The organism is Candidatus Igneacidithiobacillus taiwanensis, assembly GCF_031962545.1.
Lineage (GTDB): Bacteria > Pseudomonadota > Gammaproteobacteria > Acidithiobacillales > Acidithiobacillaceae > Igneacidithiobacillus > Igneacidithiobacillus taiwanensis.
Genome location: NZ_JAVRKK010000022.1, coordinates 12412 through 28122, shown reverse-complemented (window position 1 = coordinate 28122; position 15711 = coordinate 12412). Strand labels below are relative to the sequence as shown.

The window sequence follows — 15711 nt, the reverse complement described above, 5'->3', positions numbered from 1 at the left end:
AAATAGTGGTATTTCGATCAGCAATGGGCCTCATGGCGTTTTTTTTGAGATTCTGGATCAACGGCAATGCCTTCTTCGGCTAGATCAGATCTTCCCTAACGGAACCTGGCCGATTTACGCGCGCGCCTTACAGACCAAAATGGTGGGCAATTTTCCTATCCCCGTGTCCAATCAGACCGTACGCCTATACCAAGCTGCCATAGCCGCCGACTACTCAGTGCCGCCCATGCCCTATCAGCGCTATCATCATCACTGGGTGCAATATCAAAAATACGACGATTCCGATATTCGCTGGGTCAATTATTTTTACCGCGGGCGGGCGCTGCATTTTTACCCACGCGCCGCATATGGTTTTCCGCAGAGCGCCGGCTGCGTCGAATTACCCAAGCCTGCGGCCAAGCATTTATACACGCTGCTGCACTACGGGGTACCCGTGAGCATCATCCATCGACTTCCTGCCCAAGGGCTACAGGCTTCTTCAGCAGCACCACGATCCAGCTATGTTTACCGCGAGATTCCCATGCACTCTACGTCGCAAAGCGTGCAGCTGCGCTTGGTGCACGTTAGCGCCGAGCATACTCCGACTCCAAGCGGTACACCCAAGCCAACAACTCCGCCACCGCCTGGTACAGCTTCGGTGGGATCTCCCGATCCAGATCCAGCTGCATGAGCAAACTGACCAACTCTCGCGACTGGTGCACGTAGACTCCTGCGGCTTCGGCGGTCGCTATAATCTGTTCGGCCAACAAGCCTTGCCCCTTGGCCACTAGGGTCGGCGCCGCCTCGCCAGGACGATACCGCAAGGCGGCCGCCAACTTTTTCTGCTCCTGGTCGCTCATTCGTCGGATTCCGCAACGATCTGCGTATCGAGACCGTACGCTCGGAGAGCCTCGTGCAAAGCCGCCAAGTGCTCTTGTGCAATACCCAGCGTTTCGGGATCGAAACGCAGGCGCAGAGCCAGACGGTCGCCTTGCAGACGCAAGCGCGCATCGAGATGTCCAAGGGCAGGCAAGTCTAATTGCACTCGACTATCCCAGGTAGCAACGCCCTGCTCATCTCTTGCCGCCTCTTCCTGCTCGTCTTCGCCACGACGTTTGCCAATGGTCCAGAAGACGCTTTGCCCTGGCCACGGCGAAAATGTCCAGGTCAGCTGTTGTTGCTGCAGAACCTGGCCTTGCTGCTGCAGCAAGGCTTGTAACGGAGCCGGAATAGAGGGAGCGCCCGCCGACTGGGCGGCAACTTGGGCATAGACTTGTAGCGCAGGGACGGATGCAAGCGCCGAGGGTGACGTTGCTGCCGCTGGATTTGGTGGCTGATCGGTTTTCTGGCCAAGAATGGGGCTTAAACGTCCCTGTGGCTCTTGTAGTAGGCGCTGCAAGGGATAGTTTCCCTGCGCCCAGGCCTGCAGATGTCCTTCGTAAAAGATTCCACTATCCTCAACGGCCCCCTGTAGTTTTGCGGCCAAAGTGGAGGCCGCGGGTTGACTATTGGCATACACACCAGAAAGGGAAAGAGCGGTAGGCCCCACGGCTGGCCCCGACCCAAAGAGAACCCGTCCCAGAACCGATAGACTGGCCGTCGCAGAATTCTGTGTTGCTCCCGGCTGCAAAAGCAGGAATTTTGCTTCGTCCTTACCGCCTCCCAAATACACCAGAGAGAGCTGGTCGACATTACTCGGCCAGCGTTGCGGCAGTTGGAAAAGGAAATCTTGCCCTCGGATACGCACGACGGTCTCGGCACCGGCGCGTCCCATAATCTGTCCAGAAACCGGCGTACCCGCGGCAAGGTCCGATACGCTACTTCCGACGCCAGCTCCGGTGGCAGCGCGGCCCTGAATTGGACCGAGAGCGGAGAGAGCATCGACGCCCATAGGGGTTTATCTTCTCAGTCGCAAAAGCAACTGGACATCGGCAATCCCTAGGCCGAGGCGCTCGGCAATCTCCTTTTCGCTGAATCCCTGCTCCGCCAATTTCTGGGTTTGGCCCGGCAGCTGATCCCAAGTCGGCGATGCGGTGCCTACCGGTGCGTCTTGAGTTGCCGACGTCTTTTCTGGGGTAAGGGTGGCTTGACGATAGAAGGATATCTGACTGGCCAAAGACTCGCGCAGCGCATTCTCGAGGCCATCGACGCGCTCGTGTAAACGGCGAAGGTCGCGACCTTGTTGTCGCCAAAGCCAAAACATGGCAAGTAGCAGAACCAGCGCAAGCAGGAGCAAGCCGTCCATGAGGAGCAGCATGTTAGGCGCCTCGCCACCAGCGCCGCAACAGAGACGTTTTCTTCTCCCGGAAGACGCCGGAGGACCCCGGCAGGCCAATGCCCAGAACTTGCAAAATCTCGCGGTCGCGCGCTTGCACGTACTGTGCGATAAGATCTGCCGCGGGTCTAGGTAGATCCAGAAAACACACACCCAAAGCTAGGGTATCGGCTTGCGGCGCACTAACAAAACAAACTGAGGCTGATACGGTGATTAGGGGGCTATCACGTAGAGCAAAGGAAATCGCGGGCAGTACGTCACCCACTCGCGGCAATGGACCGGCGGGAACTTGACGGAGCAAAATGCGCTGACCGCCAATACTGATGTCTTGCATGCGGCCAACCAATGCACTGGCGCCGCGACGCTGGATGCGTACCTCGTCGGGATCGGAAATAGCTGGCGGTACTCGATATAATTGGCGTCGCTGTAACTGATACAGGGCCTGGGGAAAGGCAACCTGCAGCATATCGTCACGTCGTTGCAAACATTGGCTGCGAAATCCTGTCATCACCCCGTCGAGCCGAACCAGAACGGTCACGTCTGCGGGCAACGCTAACGCTGCTGGGAAATCGATAGGCAAATCAAAAAGCAGTTCTTTAGGTTCTGCCCCTGGGAGGAGGACGCTGCTGAAACTATGCTCCGCCTGCGCAAAGTGTAGGGAGCAGAACAGATGCTGTTGCTGGACTCGCTCCAGGATTCCCCGTACTTTCGCCTGGGCAGCCACCCGGTAACGATCCTGGAATAGGCTTTGCTCGGTATTCTGAAGGTCGACATGCATCGGCAGCCCCTGCATTGCTGTAGCGCTCAAACCACGCGGATCAACCGCCCCTTCAACTGCTCACCTGCTCGACATTCTTTTGATAGATCTTGACCTTAGCGTGATCGCGAAGAGCTCGCAAGTAGCTCTGGCTGAGCAGCCGCACCCGCTGTTCGGCAAGAGATTTCTGAATCTCGTCGCGCACCGAAGGATTCAACAGACTCGGGCTGGGGAGCACGACCCCGGCCACAACATATACCGTGCTGGTACCGTGCGTGTTAAGCAACCCCGCCGATACTTTGCCTGCGGCCGGGGTAGGCTCCAGAAAAATCTTCTGCAACAATGCAGTAGATAGCCCATTGTCGGCCCGACGCGACAATTCGGGAAAATGCGTTATCTGGTGCGCATATTTTTCTTGCAGCGCTTGAATATTTTGTTGTTTTTGTACGGCCGCCAAAAGTTGCGCTGCGGTTTTCTCGCGCAACTCGGCCGCCTGTTGTGTCACGAGCTGAGCGCGTACCTGATCCTCCACTTGTGCCAAGCTCCGCGCGCGTGCGGGCTGATAGTGTAGCAGGTGCACGGCCAATAAATCGCCATTGGCCAAACGCAATGCACTGCTATTTTTTCCGGCGAGTACAGCACTACTGAAGGCCAGGGCGACGGCTTTCGGGTCGCTGAATATCCCAGTGCTGGGCGTTCCCTCTTGCAACCAATCACTCGTCTGTACTTTTAGATGATACTTGGTGGCAACGGCCTGGAGATCATTGCTACTGAAAAGCGTATTCTTGAAATCATCGATCTGCGACTCGAACTGCAGGGCAGCGGAGTTACTCCCCGTAGCCGCGGTGCTCCCGGAGGCAACGTTCTGCTCTCCGAATACCACGTACGCAACCTGTACCTGTGCCGCCTGCTGAAACTGTCGTTGGTGGGCTTCGTAGTATTTTTTGATCTCTGCCGCCGAGGGTTGCTGAACCTGCCCCGAGAAGTCCTGGTTTTGCAAGGTCAGTATGTAGACATTACGGTACTCCTGAGACCACTGCCACACCTGCTGCGCCTCCGTTGGAGACGCCATGGCAAGAATCTGCGGCAAGGATTGCAGCTGTTCCAACAACATGCTTTGGCGTAGTTGCGCCTCAAACTGTGCTGGGGTAAGGCCATTGTCCTTTAGTAATTGATCGTAACGAGCGCGAGAGAACTGTCCTTTGACGGCAAAAACCGGCATCGAAACGATCTTGGCACGCAGGGCGCTATCCGGTACCTGCAAATGTAGTTTTCTGGCCTCGTGGGCAAGGAGCAAATCATCGACCATACCGTCGAGAACCTGCTTGGTAAAGGCGGGCGTCTTGACAATTTTTTCAGCCGCTGCAGCGCCAAAGATTTGGGTGTATTGCTCGGTAGCCTGCCGCAGACGACGCTGAAACAGCGAACTACTGATTTTTTCTCCATCTACCTTGGCAACGATTTGCGACGAATCCCCTTGATCAAAAAGATACCCACTGACGCCCCACAAAACGAAGGATAGGGCGATGAGTAGCAGCGCAATTTTCGCAACCCACGATTGCGACATACCCCGAAAAACATCCAGCATACGAAGACCTCAGACCTCGGGAGCGCGTAGGGCACCCGAATGACCTAACCGAAAAAAAAGCGACCCCGCAATGGGGTCGCCTTTGTTGTTGGCGGGGTGGACGGGGCTCGAACCCGCGACCTCCGGCGTGACAGGCCGGCATTCTGACCGACTGAACTACCACCCCACAAGGGCAATGGTGGGCGATGAGGGGCTCGAACCCCCGACATTCGGCGTGTAAAGCCGACGCTCTACCAACTGAGCTAACCGCCCGACCAGAAGCACTAGTTTACTGCATCCCGCAGCGCTTTTCCAGCCTTGAACTTGGGAGAGCGACTGGCGGCGATCTCAATTTCTGCACCGGTGGCGGGATTGCGGCCTTTACGCGCCTCGCGCTCGGCAACCATAAAAGAGCCGAAACCGACCAGGGTCACTTGCTCGCCAGCCTGCAGCGCCTCGGTGACGACCTTGATCGTGGCATCCAACGTACGCCCGGCAGCGGCACGAGAAACATCAGCTTCTGCTGCGATTCTTTCGATCAATTCCGATTTATTCATGATCCTTTATCTCCTAAGTGTATAGGGTAGCTTGTGAGGCCAAAGTTTTATAACAGGACGAAAAAAGCGCTGTCAAGAACAAGGCACAAAAAAGCCCCGGCAAGACTTTCCGGGGCTCGAGCCATACTCAGTGGGCAGCCCCACGTTTCTCGACGCCCTCTTCTGGAGCCACCGGCCCTGCAGCAACCGGACTCTCCTCGCCTTCTGCACGCGGCTCGGGCATGCGCTCCAGGGCAATCGCAAAGACCTCGTCAATCCAGCGTACCGGTTTAATGGTCAAGGCATCGCGCACGTTTTTGGGAATTTCCTGCAGATCTTTTTCATTTTCTGCCGGAATCAATACCGTACTGATACCGCCGCGATGCGCTGCCAGGAGCTTTTCCTTGAGACCGCCAATCGGCAAGACTTCGCCGCGTAGAGTGATTTCGCCAGTCATTGCCACACTCGCATGCACCGGGATTCCCGTTAGGGCCGACACCAAGGCCGTGACCATGCCAATACCGGCACTCGGGCCGTCCTTGGGAGTCGCCCCTTCTGGCACGTGGATGTGCACATCCTTGACCTGGTAAAAATCGTGGGGAATGCCAAGCATCTGCGAACGTGCGCGAACCACACTCATCGCGGCTTGGACAGACTCCTGCATGACGTCGCCAAGTTTTCCGGTAATCAATAGCTTACCTCGACCAGGGACGACTACCGCCTCAATACTGAGGAGTTCACCACCGACTTCCGTCCATGCCAACCCGGTAACTTCGCCAACCCGATTTTCCTTTTCCGCCTTGCCAAAATCGAAACGACGCACACCCAGGTATTTATCGAGATTGCGCTCGCTGATTTGAACTTTTTGTCGTCTCTTGTCCAGAAGCAACTCTTTCACGACCTTGCGACACAAGCGCGCTAACTCCCGCTCGAGATTGCGAACGCCGGCTTCGCGAGTGTAGTGGCGAATGATATCGCGAATTACCGCCGTGGAAATCTGGATCTCTTCTTTGCGCAAACCGGCTTTTTCCATCTGCTTGGGCAGCAGATATTGATTGGCGATATGGATCTTTTCGTCTTCGGTATACCCGGAAATACGAATGACTTCCATACGATCCATCAGGGGTGCCGGAATGTTCAAGGTGTTGGCCGTGGTCACAAACATGACCTCGGACAGGTTGAAGTCCACCTCCAGATAATGATCATTGAAGGTGTTGTTCTGCTCTGGATCGAGCACCTCGAGCAAGGCGGAGGCAGGATCGCCACGAAAATCCATCGCCATCTTGTCGACTTCGTCGAGCAACATGAGAGGATTACGGGTGCCGACCTTGGACAGGCTTTGCACAATCTTGCCCGGGAGCGCACCGATGTAGGTGCGACGATGACCGCGAATCTCCGCCTCGTCGCGCACACCACCCAAGGACATACGCACAAATTTGCGCCCCGTCGCCTGGGCAATGGAACGCCCCAGACTGGTCTTGCCCACCCCTGGCGGTCCTACCAGGCAAAGAATCGGTCCATGGCTATTACCCACGCGCTGCTGCACCGCCAAGTATTCCAATATGCGCTCTTTGACGTCCTCGAGCCCATAGTGGTCGGCGTCGAGGATTTGCTTGGCGCGCTTGAGGTCCTGGGCGATCTTGCTGCGCTTTTTCCAGGGCATTGCAACCAACCAGTCGATGTAATTGCGGACGACCGTAGCCTCTGCAGACATCGGGCTCATCATGCGTAACTTCTTGAGCTCTGCCTCGGCCTTGGCACGTACATCTTTGGGCATACCCGCCTTTTGGATTTTGCGCGCCAGCTCGTCGGTTTCGCTACCACCGTCCTCGGAGAGGTCGCCCAGCTCCTTTTGGATGGCCTTCATTTGCTCGTTCAGGTAGTACTCACGCTGGCTTTTTTCCATTTGCCGCTTGACGCGACCCCGGATGCGCTTTTCGACCTGGAGCAGATCAATCTCCGACTCCATCATCCCCAGCAGATGCTCGAGCCGAGCTCTGGTATCGGCCTTTTCGAGAATTTCCTGCTTTTCTTCGAGCTTGAGATTGAGATGGGCAGCCACCGTATCCGCCAGTCGCGCCGGATCCTCAATACTCGCCAAGGTTTGCAAGATCTCGGGGGGAATTTTTTTGTTCAGTTTGACATAGGCTTCGAATTGCGCCTGCACCGAACGTAGTAACGCCTCGAGTTCGCGGTCGCTCTCGGTACCGGATTGGATGAGCGCAATCTGCGCTCGCAGGGTATCTTCCGCCGGCAAAAACGCCTGGATGCGAGCGCGATCCGTGCCCTCGACGAGCACTTTGACCGTGCCGTCGGGGAGCTTGAGCAGCTGCAGAATGGTAGCTACGGTACCAACCCGGAAGATGCGTTCGGGCTCGGGGTCATCGTCCGCGGCATTACGCTGGGCAACGAGAAGAATTTGCTTGTCGCCGGCCATGGCATCCTCGAGGGCACGAATGGACTTCGGCCGCCCAACGAATAAGGGGATGACCATGAACGGGAACACCACCACATCCCGCAAGGGAAGGACGGGGACGATTAGAGTAGTTTCGCTCATTAGGGAACTCGTTTTGTTTTCAGCCACGCTTCACTCCACGGAAGATAGGGGTAAAACTTACCCCGTTAGGGAGGAGATGGGGATCGACGCCGCTTTTTTCAACGGCGCCGGACAGGATTCATTCAGGCAGGATGTGAGGCATCTACTTTAGCGGCCTCATCATACACCAGAAGGGGTTTGCTCGCATTTTCGACCACGCTGGCATCGATCACTACCTTGCGAATCCCCGTCATGGAGGGCAATTCGTACATGGTATCGAGGAGAATATGCTCGAGAATGGAGCGCAGGCCACGCGCACCAGTCTTGCGCGTCAGGGCCTTCTTGGCGATGGCGCGCAAGGCTTCGGGACGGATTTCGAGCTGAATCCCTTCGAGGGCAAACAATTTTTGATATTGCTTGACCAAGGCATTCTTCGGTTCCGTGAGAATGGTGACTAGGGCGTCCTCGTCGAGCTCCTCGAGCAACGCCAAAATCGGCAAGCGCCCCACAAACTCGGGAATGAGGCCATAGCGGACCAAGTCCTCGGGCTCGAGGTTCTCCATCATCGTCGAGGCGGCAAGATCTTCCTTGCCTTTCTTGATCTTGGCACCAAAACCAATACCACCCTTCTCCATCCGACTAGCCACCGTTTTCTCGAGACCAGCAAAGGCTCCACCGCAAATGAAGAGAATGTTGCGGGTGTCGACCTGGAGAAATTCCTGCTGCGGATGCTTGCGACCACCCTGGGGCGGAACCGACGCAACCGTCCCTTCGATGAGCTTGAGCAGGGCCTGCTGCACCCCCTCTCCGGAGACATCGCGAGTGATGGAAGGATTCTCCGATTTGCGCGAAATCTTATCGATTTCATCGATGTAGACAATGCCAGTCTGCGCCTTTTCGACGTCGTAATCGCACTTTTGCAGCAATTTCTGAATGATGTTTTCGACGTCCTCGCCTACGTACCCCGCTTCTGTCAGGGTGGTAGCATCGGCCATGGCAAAGGGCACATTGAGCAGACGGGCGAGGGTCTGCGCCAACAGCGTCTTGCCCGAACCCGTGGGGCCAATGAGCAAGATGTTGCTCTTGTCAAGCTCGACATCGGCATGATTGCCGCCATGCTCCAAGCGCTTGTAGTGGTTGTACACGGCCACGGAGAGAACCTTCTTGGCAACATCCTGACCAATCACGTAATCGTCGAGGATCTTGCGGATCTCCATAGGCTTTGGCAGTTTCTGCTTTTCGCCGCCGGCGCTATCGTCGAGAAATTCATCCTTGACGATGTCGTTACATAGTTCGATGCATTCGTCGCAGATGAAGACGTTGGGACCTGCGATCAGCTTGCGCACCTCATGTTGCGTCTTGCCGCAGAAGGAACAACAGAGGTTCTTCTCACCACTGCTTTCATTTTTTCCAGACATCGCTACTCTCCTGCCTGCACTCAGGCACTCTCGTCATCACCCCGATGGGTAATCACGGCATCAACTAGACGATAATCCTTTGCTTCGCTGGCGGACATAAAGAAATCGCGATCGAGATCTCGTTCGATGCGTCCTTTGTCCTGGCCCGTATGATGCACCAATATCTCATTCAGGCGCTCGCGAATTCGCAAAATTTCCTTGGCGTGAATGTCGATATCGTGCGCCACCCCCTGAAAGCCACCAGAGGGCTGATGCAGCATGATCCGCGCGTTGGGCAAGGCATAGCGTTTGCCCTCGGCGCCGGCAGCCAGCAATACCGCCCCCATGCTGGCCGCCTGCCCTATACATACGGTACTGACGGCAGGACGGATGAATTGCATGGTGTCGTAAATGGCCAAGCCCGCAGTGACCGATCCCCCTGGGCTATTGATATACAGGGCGATATCTTTTTCCGGATTCTCTGCTTCCAGAAAGAGGAGCTGCGCGACGACCAAGTTCGCCATCATGTCCTCGACGGGCCCTACCAGGAAGATCACGCGTTCTTTGAGCAAGCGCGAATAGATGTCGAAAGCCCGCTCGCCGCGCCCGGTCTGTTCGATGACCATGGGCACATAGCCCAAGCCGCGGGTTTCCTGCAATGTCGGGTCCTGCAATCCCTGCTTCATGCACACCGTCCTATCATCTTATTGGTTCTGATCTTCCCCAGCGCCGCGGCCGGCGATGAGATCCTGGAACTCCACTTTCTGCTCTACCACTGTAACACGCTCGAGTAACCAGTCCACCACCATGTCTTCGAGAACGATGGATTCCAGCGTTTCCATGCGCTCACGGTCTTTGCGATACCAGGACATAAACTCGCGTGGGTCTTCGTACTGTTCCGCCATTTCCAAGAGCGCTTGCTCTATCTTTGCCGTCGGCGCGCGCAGCTGCTGTTGCCGTGCAATCTCAGAGAGTACCAGCCCCAGCCGCACTCGCTTCTCCGCCTCTGCGCGCTGTTCGGCGCTCAGCTCCCCTTCCCGACCTTGCTTAGCACGCTCTTCTTCATTGTGCAACAGGGCCTTGGGTAGCTCCACGGTATTTGCTTCGAGGACTGCGGCCATGAGTTGTGCCTTGATTTGCTGGCGACTGATCCGCTGCGCCTCGCGCTCCAGATTCGCCCGCACCTCGGCCTGCAAGGTCTCTACACTGCCGTCTTCAATGCCCAGGGAGCGGGCAAATTCGCTATCGAGGGCCGGCAACTCCGGCGCGGCCACCTCTTTGACCCGCACCAGAAAATCTGCCGTCTTCCCGGCCAATTCCGCCGCTGGATAATCGGCCGGAAAGGGTACCGCAACTTGTTTTTCTTCGCCGGCAGCCATTCCCGTCAGCGCCTGCTCCATTTCTGGCAGCAAACGCCCGGCACCGACGAGCACCGGGTAATCGTCCATGGTTCCGCCGGCGAAGGCTTCGCCATCGATCTTTCCTTGGAAGTCGATGACGACGCGGTCGCCTGCTTCCGCCGCCCGCTCGACTGGGCGATAGGTCTGACGCTGCTGGCGCATGACCGTCAGCGTGCGCCCGACATCAGCGTCGCTGATCGCGACGACCTTGCGCGTCAGGGTAACCGCCGGCACTTGCGGGGTAAATTCCGGGTATACCTCGACCACGGCCGTAAATACGAAATCCTGACCGGGGGCGCCTTGTTCGACGTTCACGTCGGGCCTCGCGACCGGGCGCAGCGCGTTGCTGCTCAGGGCCTTGGCGTAGTGTTCGTTGATGAGCTCGTCGAAGGCTTCGAGGAGGGCATCTCGTCCGAATTGTCGCTCCACCACCGGCAGCGGCACTTTACCCGGGCGAAAACCCGGCAAACGGGCGTGCTTCGCCTTCTGCCGCAGGGACTCGCGATAGTGCGCCTCGACATCGGCGGCCGGTACGGTAAAGCGCATATGCCGTTCCAACGGCGCCCCAGCGGGGATACTCAACTCCATGACATTATCCTTTCTGTGCATTTTTTCCACGACCTTCCGGTCATCCTAAGACCTCGACCCATTTTGCTCAAGTTCAACGCAAACCGCGGCTGCCCGGCTTGACCGCAGTCGAGCCCGCCGCACAGAGAGGGCAATCCTTGGCCTCCCAGGTCTGTACCGGCAAACGAAGCAGGGGATGATACGGCACTCCGTCAAAATCAGGAATGCCTGCTGCGCTACGATCGATAATAGCGGAAACCGCTACCACCCGCGCACCCTGTGCCGCAACGACGGCCATACATTCCCGCGTCGAGCCGCCCGTGGTGGTGATGTCCTCGACAACCAATACTCCCTCGCCAGGCTCGAGGGCAAAACCCCGCCGCAAGGTCATCCGGCCGCCTTCGCGTTCGGTAAAAAAAGCGCGCACGCCAAGGGCGCGTCCACACTCGTGGGCAACGATCACCGCACCCATGGCTGGCCCCACTACGGCACCAATCTGGCTGCGCAATTCCGCGGGAATACCTTGCACCATGGCCTCCGCCACCCGTGCTGCATGTTCCGGGTGCTGCAAGACCCGCGCCGATTGCAGGTAGGTATCGCTGTGCAAACCCGAAGACAGGAGAAAATGCCCGTGCAGCAAGGCGCCGTCCTCTTCGTAAAGACGGATGACTTGATCGGGATCGAGGGGCGTGTGGCTCATGAGGATAGGCTCCGCGAAGCAGAAGTGGAGGGTACGGCGGCAATCTCCGCAAGCACTGCGGCACAGGCCGCCGCCGGATCGGCAGCGGCGCTGATCGGCCGACCGACAACGAGATAGTCTGCGCCGGCCGCCAAGGCTTCGGCGGGGGTCAGAACGCGACGCTGATCGTCGTGCGCGGTACCGGTGGGACGAATTCCTGGCGTGACCCGAAGCAAGGACGGCTGACGCTCGCGCAGAAGCGCTGCCTCTTGGGCCGAGCAGACCACTCCATCGAAGCCAGACGCGGCGGCCAAGGCGGCAAGACGTTCCACCTGCGCCTGCGGCGCAGCCGTGCAGCCAATCTCCTGCAAGGCAGCGGCATCGAGGCTGGTGAGAACGGTGACGGCAATCAACAAAGGACGCTTCCCGCCGCTGGTCTCGACGGCATTGCGCGCCGCCTCCAGCATGGTACGCCCGCCGCTAGCGTGAACATTGAGCATCCACACGCCCAATTCGGCAGCGGCACGACAAGCCCCGGCCACCGTCGCCGGAATGTCGTGGAACTTGAGATCGAGAAACACGGAAAATCCACGAGCTTGTAGGGATTCCACCAAAGCGGGACCGGCACTGGTGAAGAGTTCTTTACCGACTTTTACCCGAACCTGCTGCGGATCGAGACGTTCAGCAAGGGCCATGGCCGCTTTTGCCGTCGGAAAATCCAGGGCAACGATTAGTGGGTACATGCTGCTTTTTCTCCACTACTGCGAAAGGTTCCCCAACGACGACAACTGGGGCAACGCCAATAGAATTCTATCGTCTGATAGCCGCAATGATGGCATTGAAAAACGCCCTCGGACAACGGCAACTCCGTTACCGCGTGCCGCAATTCGGACAACACCGGAAGCGGGTCGCCACCTGCACGCAGGTAGAACTGCAGGGTGAGCAGGTCGCTGCTGCGCAGCAAGCTGGCACGAAGAAAATCGATCACCGCCGGCTCTCCTTCAACCCGACGCAGGGCCAACACCAGACGCGACAATAGCGATGCCGTCGACGCCCGCGCCAGCAATTCCTTGCGCCACGCTTGGCACTGCGGTAGCTCCCCGCAGTTCTGCAAGCTTTCCAAGAAGGGATCCAGCACTTGACCGAGAATGGCAATATGATCCGAGCGCAATAACGTCGACCAGTGACTGGCGGCTGCCACCCAATTCCCCTGTTGGTGCGCTATTCGTCCACGCAACAAGGCAAGGCGTGGCGAGCTGGCATCGGCGCGCTCCGCCTCCACCAACAATGCCTGTACCGCCTCGAGGTTGTCGTGCAACTTTTCTTCCGCCATTTCGCAATAAAGTAGGGCGATGATACTCGCCTGCCCTTCCCCCCCCTGTTCTTGCAGGTCTTGGCGCACACGAATGGCTTGTTCCCAATCCGCTCCCAACTCGTACACCTCGGCCAAGAGCTCTCGCGCCGTGCGTGATCCGGGATCACGTTGCAGGAGGTCACGAAGAATGGATTCGGCGCGATTGAGGATACCCGCTTTGAGGTAATCCCGGGCAATTTCCAAGAGCACTTCCTGCTGTTGCAACACATCGAGATCTTGCTGCTCGAGGAGGTGCTGGTGCACACCCAAAGCGCGCTCCAGTTCGCCGCGGCGTCGGAACAGTCGACCCAAGGCAAGGAGCAAATCGGAACTCTCGGGGTACTGGCGCAGGGCATCGAGGAAGGCCTTGACCGCTTCATCGTTACGCTCGCCGAGCAGATGACCCAGGCCTTGCACATAAATACGCGGGATCGGCGTAGGAGCCGATCGCCGACCTATTTTGGCTGCAGCCCACCAACCGAGAGCAAAGGCAACCGGAATGAGCAGGACGAGGGCCAGGGTTAGGGAGCCCATGGCAGCCGTAGAGGCCCTCTAGCGCACAGACTCAGGCGCGTAATCGACCTGTTCCCGCAATTCTTTACCGGCCTTGAAATGTGGCACCCGTTTTTCGGGGACCAGTACCGCTTCACCAGTACGCGGATTTCGCCCCATTTTTTCGGGTCGAATATGCAAGGAAAAGCTTCCAAAACCGCGAATTTCGATACGCTCATCCTGCTGCAATGCATCGCTCAGGTACTCGAGAATATGGCGCGTGGCATTTTCGATGTCGCGCGGTGGCAGCGTCGGGTACTTCGCGCTGATGTATTTGATCAACTCTGATTTGGTCATGGAACCATCCTCTCCATCTGCAGGAAAAACCCGGGCCAAGCAACGCGAGTTGCCTGGCCCCCAGCTCGAGGGCCTTAGCCCTCCTCTTCCTGCTTGCGCTTGAGCTGTTCCTTGATGAGATCGCCGAGGCTGGTGGTTCCCGTAGCCGCACTGCGCGAATACTGTTGCACCAGACTGCTCTGATCTTCCGAAGAAGAGGCAGATGCCGCGCCATCGCGCGCCTTGCTGCTCAGGGTCAGACTGCGATTTTTGCGATCGACGGCCGCAATGGCAACCCGAATGGAACTGCCAACCTCGGGGCTTGCGCCCTTGGCGAATTCCCGCGCCGGCAGAAAGCCCTCGACGCCCTCGGCCAGGCGCACCACCGCGCCCTTGCCGTCTACCGAGACGACCTCCCCATCGGCCAACTCGCCTTTTTCGTGCACGGCAACAAACTGCAGGAAGGGATCGTTCTCGAGCTGCTTGATACCCAGGCTGATCCGTTCACGCTCGGGATCGATGCTGAGGACCACTGCCTCTACCGTGTCGCCCTTCTTGAAGTCGCGCACGGCTTCCTCGCCGGGGCGCTCCCAAGAGAGATCGGAGAGATGAATCAGGCCGTCGATGCCCCCATCGAGACCAATGAAGACACCAAAATCGGTAATGCTCTTGATCTGTCCGGATACCCGATCACCTTTCTGGTAATTGTCGCCAAATTCCTCCCAGGGGTTGGGCAGACACTGCTTGATGCCGAGCGAAATCCGCCGCCGCTCTTCGTCGATGTCGAGGACCATGACCTCGACTTCCTGTCCAAGATGCAGCGCTTTGGCTGGATTGACGTTTTTGTTGGTCCAGTCGATCTCGGAGACATGCACGAGGCCCTCGACGCCATCCTCGATTTCGACAAAGGCGCCATAATCGGTGATGTTGGTGACCTTGCCAAAGATACGGGTGTGCTCGGGATAGCGGCGGGCGATGTCCTGCCAGGGGTCGGCACCCAACTGTTTCATACCCAGGGAGATACGGCCACGCTCGCGATCAAACTTGAGGACCATGACCCGGACTTCATCACCGGCATTGACGACTTCGCTGGGATGCTTGACCCGGCGCCAGCCCATGTCGGTGATGTGCAGTAGTCCGTCGATTCCACCCAAATCGATAAAGGCGCCGTAATCGGTAAGATTCTTGACCACGCCCTGCAAAATCGCCCCTTCCTGGATACTTTCGAGGAGCTGACCACGCTCGGCGCTCTGTTCTTGCTCGACGACCGCACGCCGGGAAACGACGACGTTGTTGCGCTTGCGGTCGAGCTTGATGATTTTCATCTCGAGCTCTTTGCCTTCGAGATAGGCGACATCACGCACCGGCCGCACATCGACCAGGGAACCGGGCAGGAAGGCACGCACGCCGTCGATACTGACGGTGAAGCCACCCTTGACCTTGCCGGTGAGGAAACCTTTGACCACCGCCGACTCGCTGAAAGACTTTTCCAATTCTTCCCAAGTCTTGGCACGCCGCGCCTTCTCTCGCGAGAGACGGGTTTCGCCCATCCCGTCTTCGACCGATTCGAGACAGACTTCGACGGAATCGCCGACCTGGACTTCGAGAGCGCCGTCGGGACCGCGAAACTGCTCAGCGGGAATGGGGCCCTCGGACTTGAGGCCAACGTCGACCATGACAAAGTCGTTATCGACACGAGTCACGGTACCAACCAGAAGATCACCGGGCTTGAGGCCCTGGGAGCTTTCACTTTCGGCAAAGAGTTCGGCAAAACTGGGTTCGGATTGAACTTCACTGTGTGGGGTGGTCATAAAGTTTGATAAACCTCGTCATGGA

16 protein-coding genes and 2 tRNA genes are annotated in these 15711 nt (G+C 57.7%); 1 reads left to right on the top strand and 17 read right to left on the bottom strand.

Annotated elements, in window-relative coordinates:
- Positions 1 to 139: 139 nt before the first annotated feature.
- Positions 140 to 670, top strand: a complete 531-nt coding sequence (locus tag RTI30_RS14265) for a L,D-transpeptidase family protein (protein ID WP_409449678.1) — start codon at positions 140 to 142, stop codon at positions 668 to 670.
- Here the strand turns inward: RTI30_RS14265 and RTI30_RS05105 are convergent.
- The 17 genes from RTI30_RS05105 to rpsA form a co-directional block, all read right to left on the bottom strand.
- The gene (locus tag RTI30_RS05105) at positions 564 to 839 is read right to left on the bottom strand and encodes an EscU/YscU/HrcU family type III secretion system export apparatus switch protein (RefSeq protein WP_312261195.1); all 276 of its coding nucleotides are present in this window, start codon (positions 837 to 839) and stop codon (positions 564 to 566) included. The genes RTI30_RS14265 and RTI30_RS05105 overlap by 107 nt on opposite strands.
- Entirely contained in the window at positions 836 to 1870 is a 1035-nt protein-coding gene (locus tag RTI30_RS05100) for a flagellar hook-length control protein FliK (protein ID WP_312261197.1), read from the bottom strand. Before RTI30_RS05100 ends, RTI30_RS05105 begins: the two co-directional genes overlap by 4 nt.
- A gap of 6 nt (positions 1871 to 1876) precedes the next feature.
- Complete coding sequence (locus RTI30_RS05095; protein WP_312261199.1) at positions 1877 to 2236, bottom strand: hypothetical protein; 360 nt, start codon at positions 2234 to 2236, stop codon at positions 1877 to 1879.
- Position 2237: 1 nt separating this feature from the next.
- Entirely contained in the window at positions 2238 to 3032 is a 795-nt protein-coding gene (locus RTI30_RS05090) for a PilZ domain-containing protein (protein WP_312261201.1), read from the bottom strand.
- 52 nt (positions 3033 to 3084) lie between these two features.
- Positions 3085 to 4599 carry a SurA N-terminal domain-containing protein gene (locus RTI30_RS05085; protein WP_312261203.1) on the bottom strand — a complete coding sequence of 505 codons (1515 nt, stop codon included), beginning with the start codon at positions 4597 to 4599 and terminating at the stop codon, positions 3085 to 3087.
- Positions 4600 to 4688: 89 nt separating this feature from the next.
- Positions 4689 to 4765 (bottom strand) — tRNA-Asp (locus RTI30_RS05080).
- A gap of 10 nt (positions 4766 to 4775) precedes the next feature.
- Positions 4776 to 4851 (bottom strand) — tRNA-Val (locus RTI30_RS05075).
- 11 nt (positions 4852 to 4862) lie between these two features.
- Entirely contained in the window at positions 4863 to 5135 is a 273-nt protein-coding gene (locus RTI30_RS05070) for an HU family DNA-binding protein (protein WP_312261205.1), read from the bottom strand.
- A gap of 127 nt (positions 5136 to 5262) precedes the next feature.
- Positions 5263 to 7671 carry an endopeptidase La gene (gene lon / locus RTI30_RS05065; protein ID WP_312261207.1) on the bottom strand — a complete coding sequence of 803 codons (2409 nt, stop codon included), beginning with the start codon at positions 7669 to 7671 and terminating at the stop codon, positions 5263 to 5265.
- 122 nt (positions 7672 to 7793) lie between these two features.
- Positions 7794 to 9068: an ATP-dependent Clp protease ATP-binding subunit ClpX gene (gene clpX / locus RTI30_RS05060; RefSeq protein ID WP_312261209.1), complete on the bottom strand. Its 1275-nt coding sequence runs from the start codon at positions 9066 to 9068 to the stop codon at positions 7794 to 7796.
- A gap of 20 nt (positions 9069 to 9088) precedes the next feature.
- Positions 9089 to 9733: an ATP-dependent Clp endopeptidase proteolytic subunit ClpP gene (clpP, locus tag RTI30_RS05055; protein ID WP_312261211.1), complete on the bottom strand. Its 645-nt coding sequence runs from the start codon at positions 9731 to 9733 to the stop codon at positions 9089 to 9091.
- 18 nt (positions 9734 to 9751) lie between these two features.
- Entirely contained in the window at positions 9752 to 11035 is a 1284-nt protein-coding gene (tig, locus tag RTI30_RS05050) for a trigger factor (protein WP_312261213.1), read from the bottom strand.
- A 73-nt stretch (positions 11036 to 11108) separates the two neighbouring features.
- Complete coding sequence (gene pyrE, locus RTI30_RS05045) at positions 11109 to 11714, bottom strand: orotate phosphoribosyltransferase (protein ID WP_312261215.1); 606 nt, start codon at positions 11712 to 11714, stop codon at positions 11109 to 11111.
- Entirely contained in the window at positions 11711 to 12436 is a 726-nt protein-coding gene (pyrF, locus tag RTI30_RS05040) for an orotidine-5'-phosphate decarboxylase (RefSeq protein ID WP_312261217.1), read from the bottom strand. Before pyrF ends, pyrE begins: the two co-directional genes overlap by 4 nt.
- The gene (locus RTI30_RS05035; RefSeq protein WP_312261219.1) at positions 12424 to 13581 is read right to left on the bottom strand and encodes a tetratricopeptide repeat protein; all 1158 of its coding nucleotides are present in this window, start codon (positions 13579 to 13581) and stop codon (positions 12424 to 12426) included. Before RTI30_RS05035 ends, pyrF begins: the two co-directional genes overlap by 13 nt.
- A gap of 18 nt (positions 13582 to 13599) precedes the next feature.
- Positions 13600 to 13896, bottom strand: a complete 297-nt coding sequence (locus RTI30_RS05030; RefSeq protein ID WP_312261221.1) for an integration host factor subunit beta — start codon at positions 13894 to 13896, stop codon at positions 13600 to 13602.
- Positions 13897 to 13970: 74 nt separating this feature from the next.
- Positions 13971 to 15686 carry a 30S ribosomal protein S1 gene (rpsA, locus tag RTI30_RS05025; protein ID WP_312261223.1) on the bottom strand — a complete coding sequence of 572 codons (1716 nt, stop codon included), beginning with the start codon at positions 15684 to 15686 and terminating at the stop codon, positions 13971 to 13973.
- Positions 15687 to 15711: the final 25 nt, after the last annotated feature.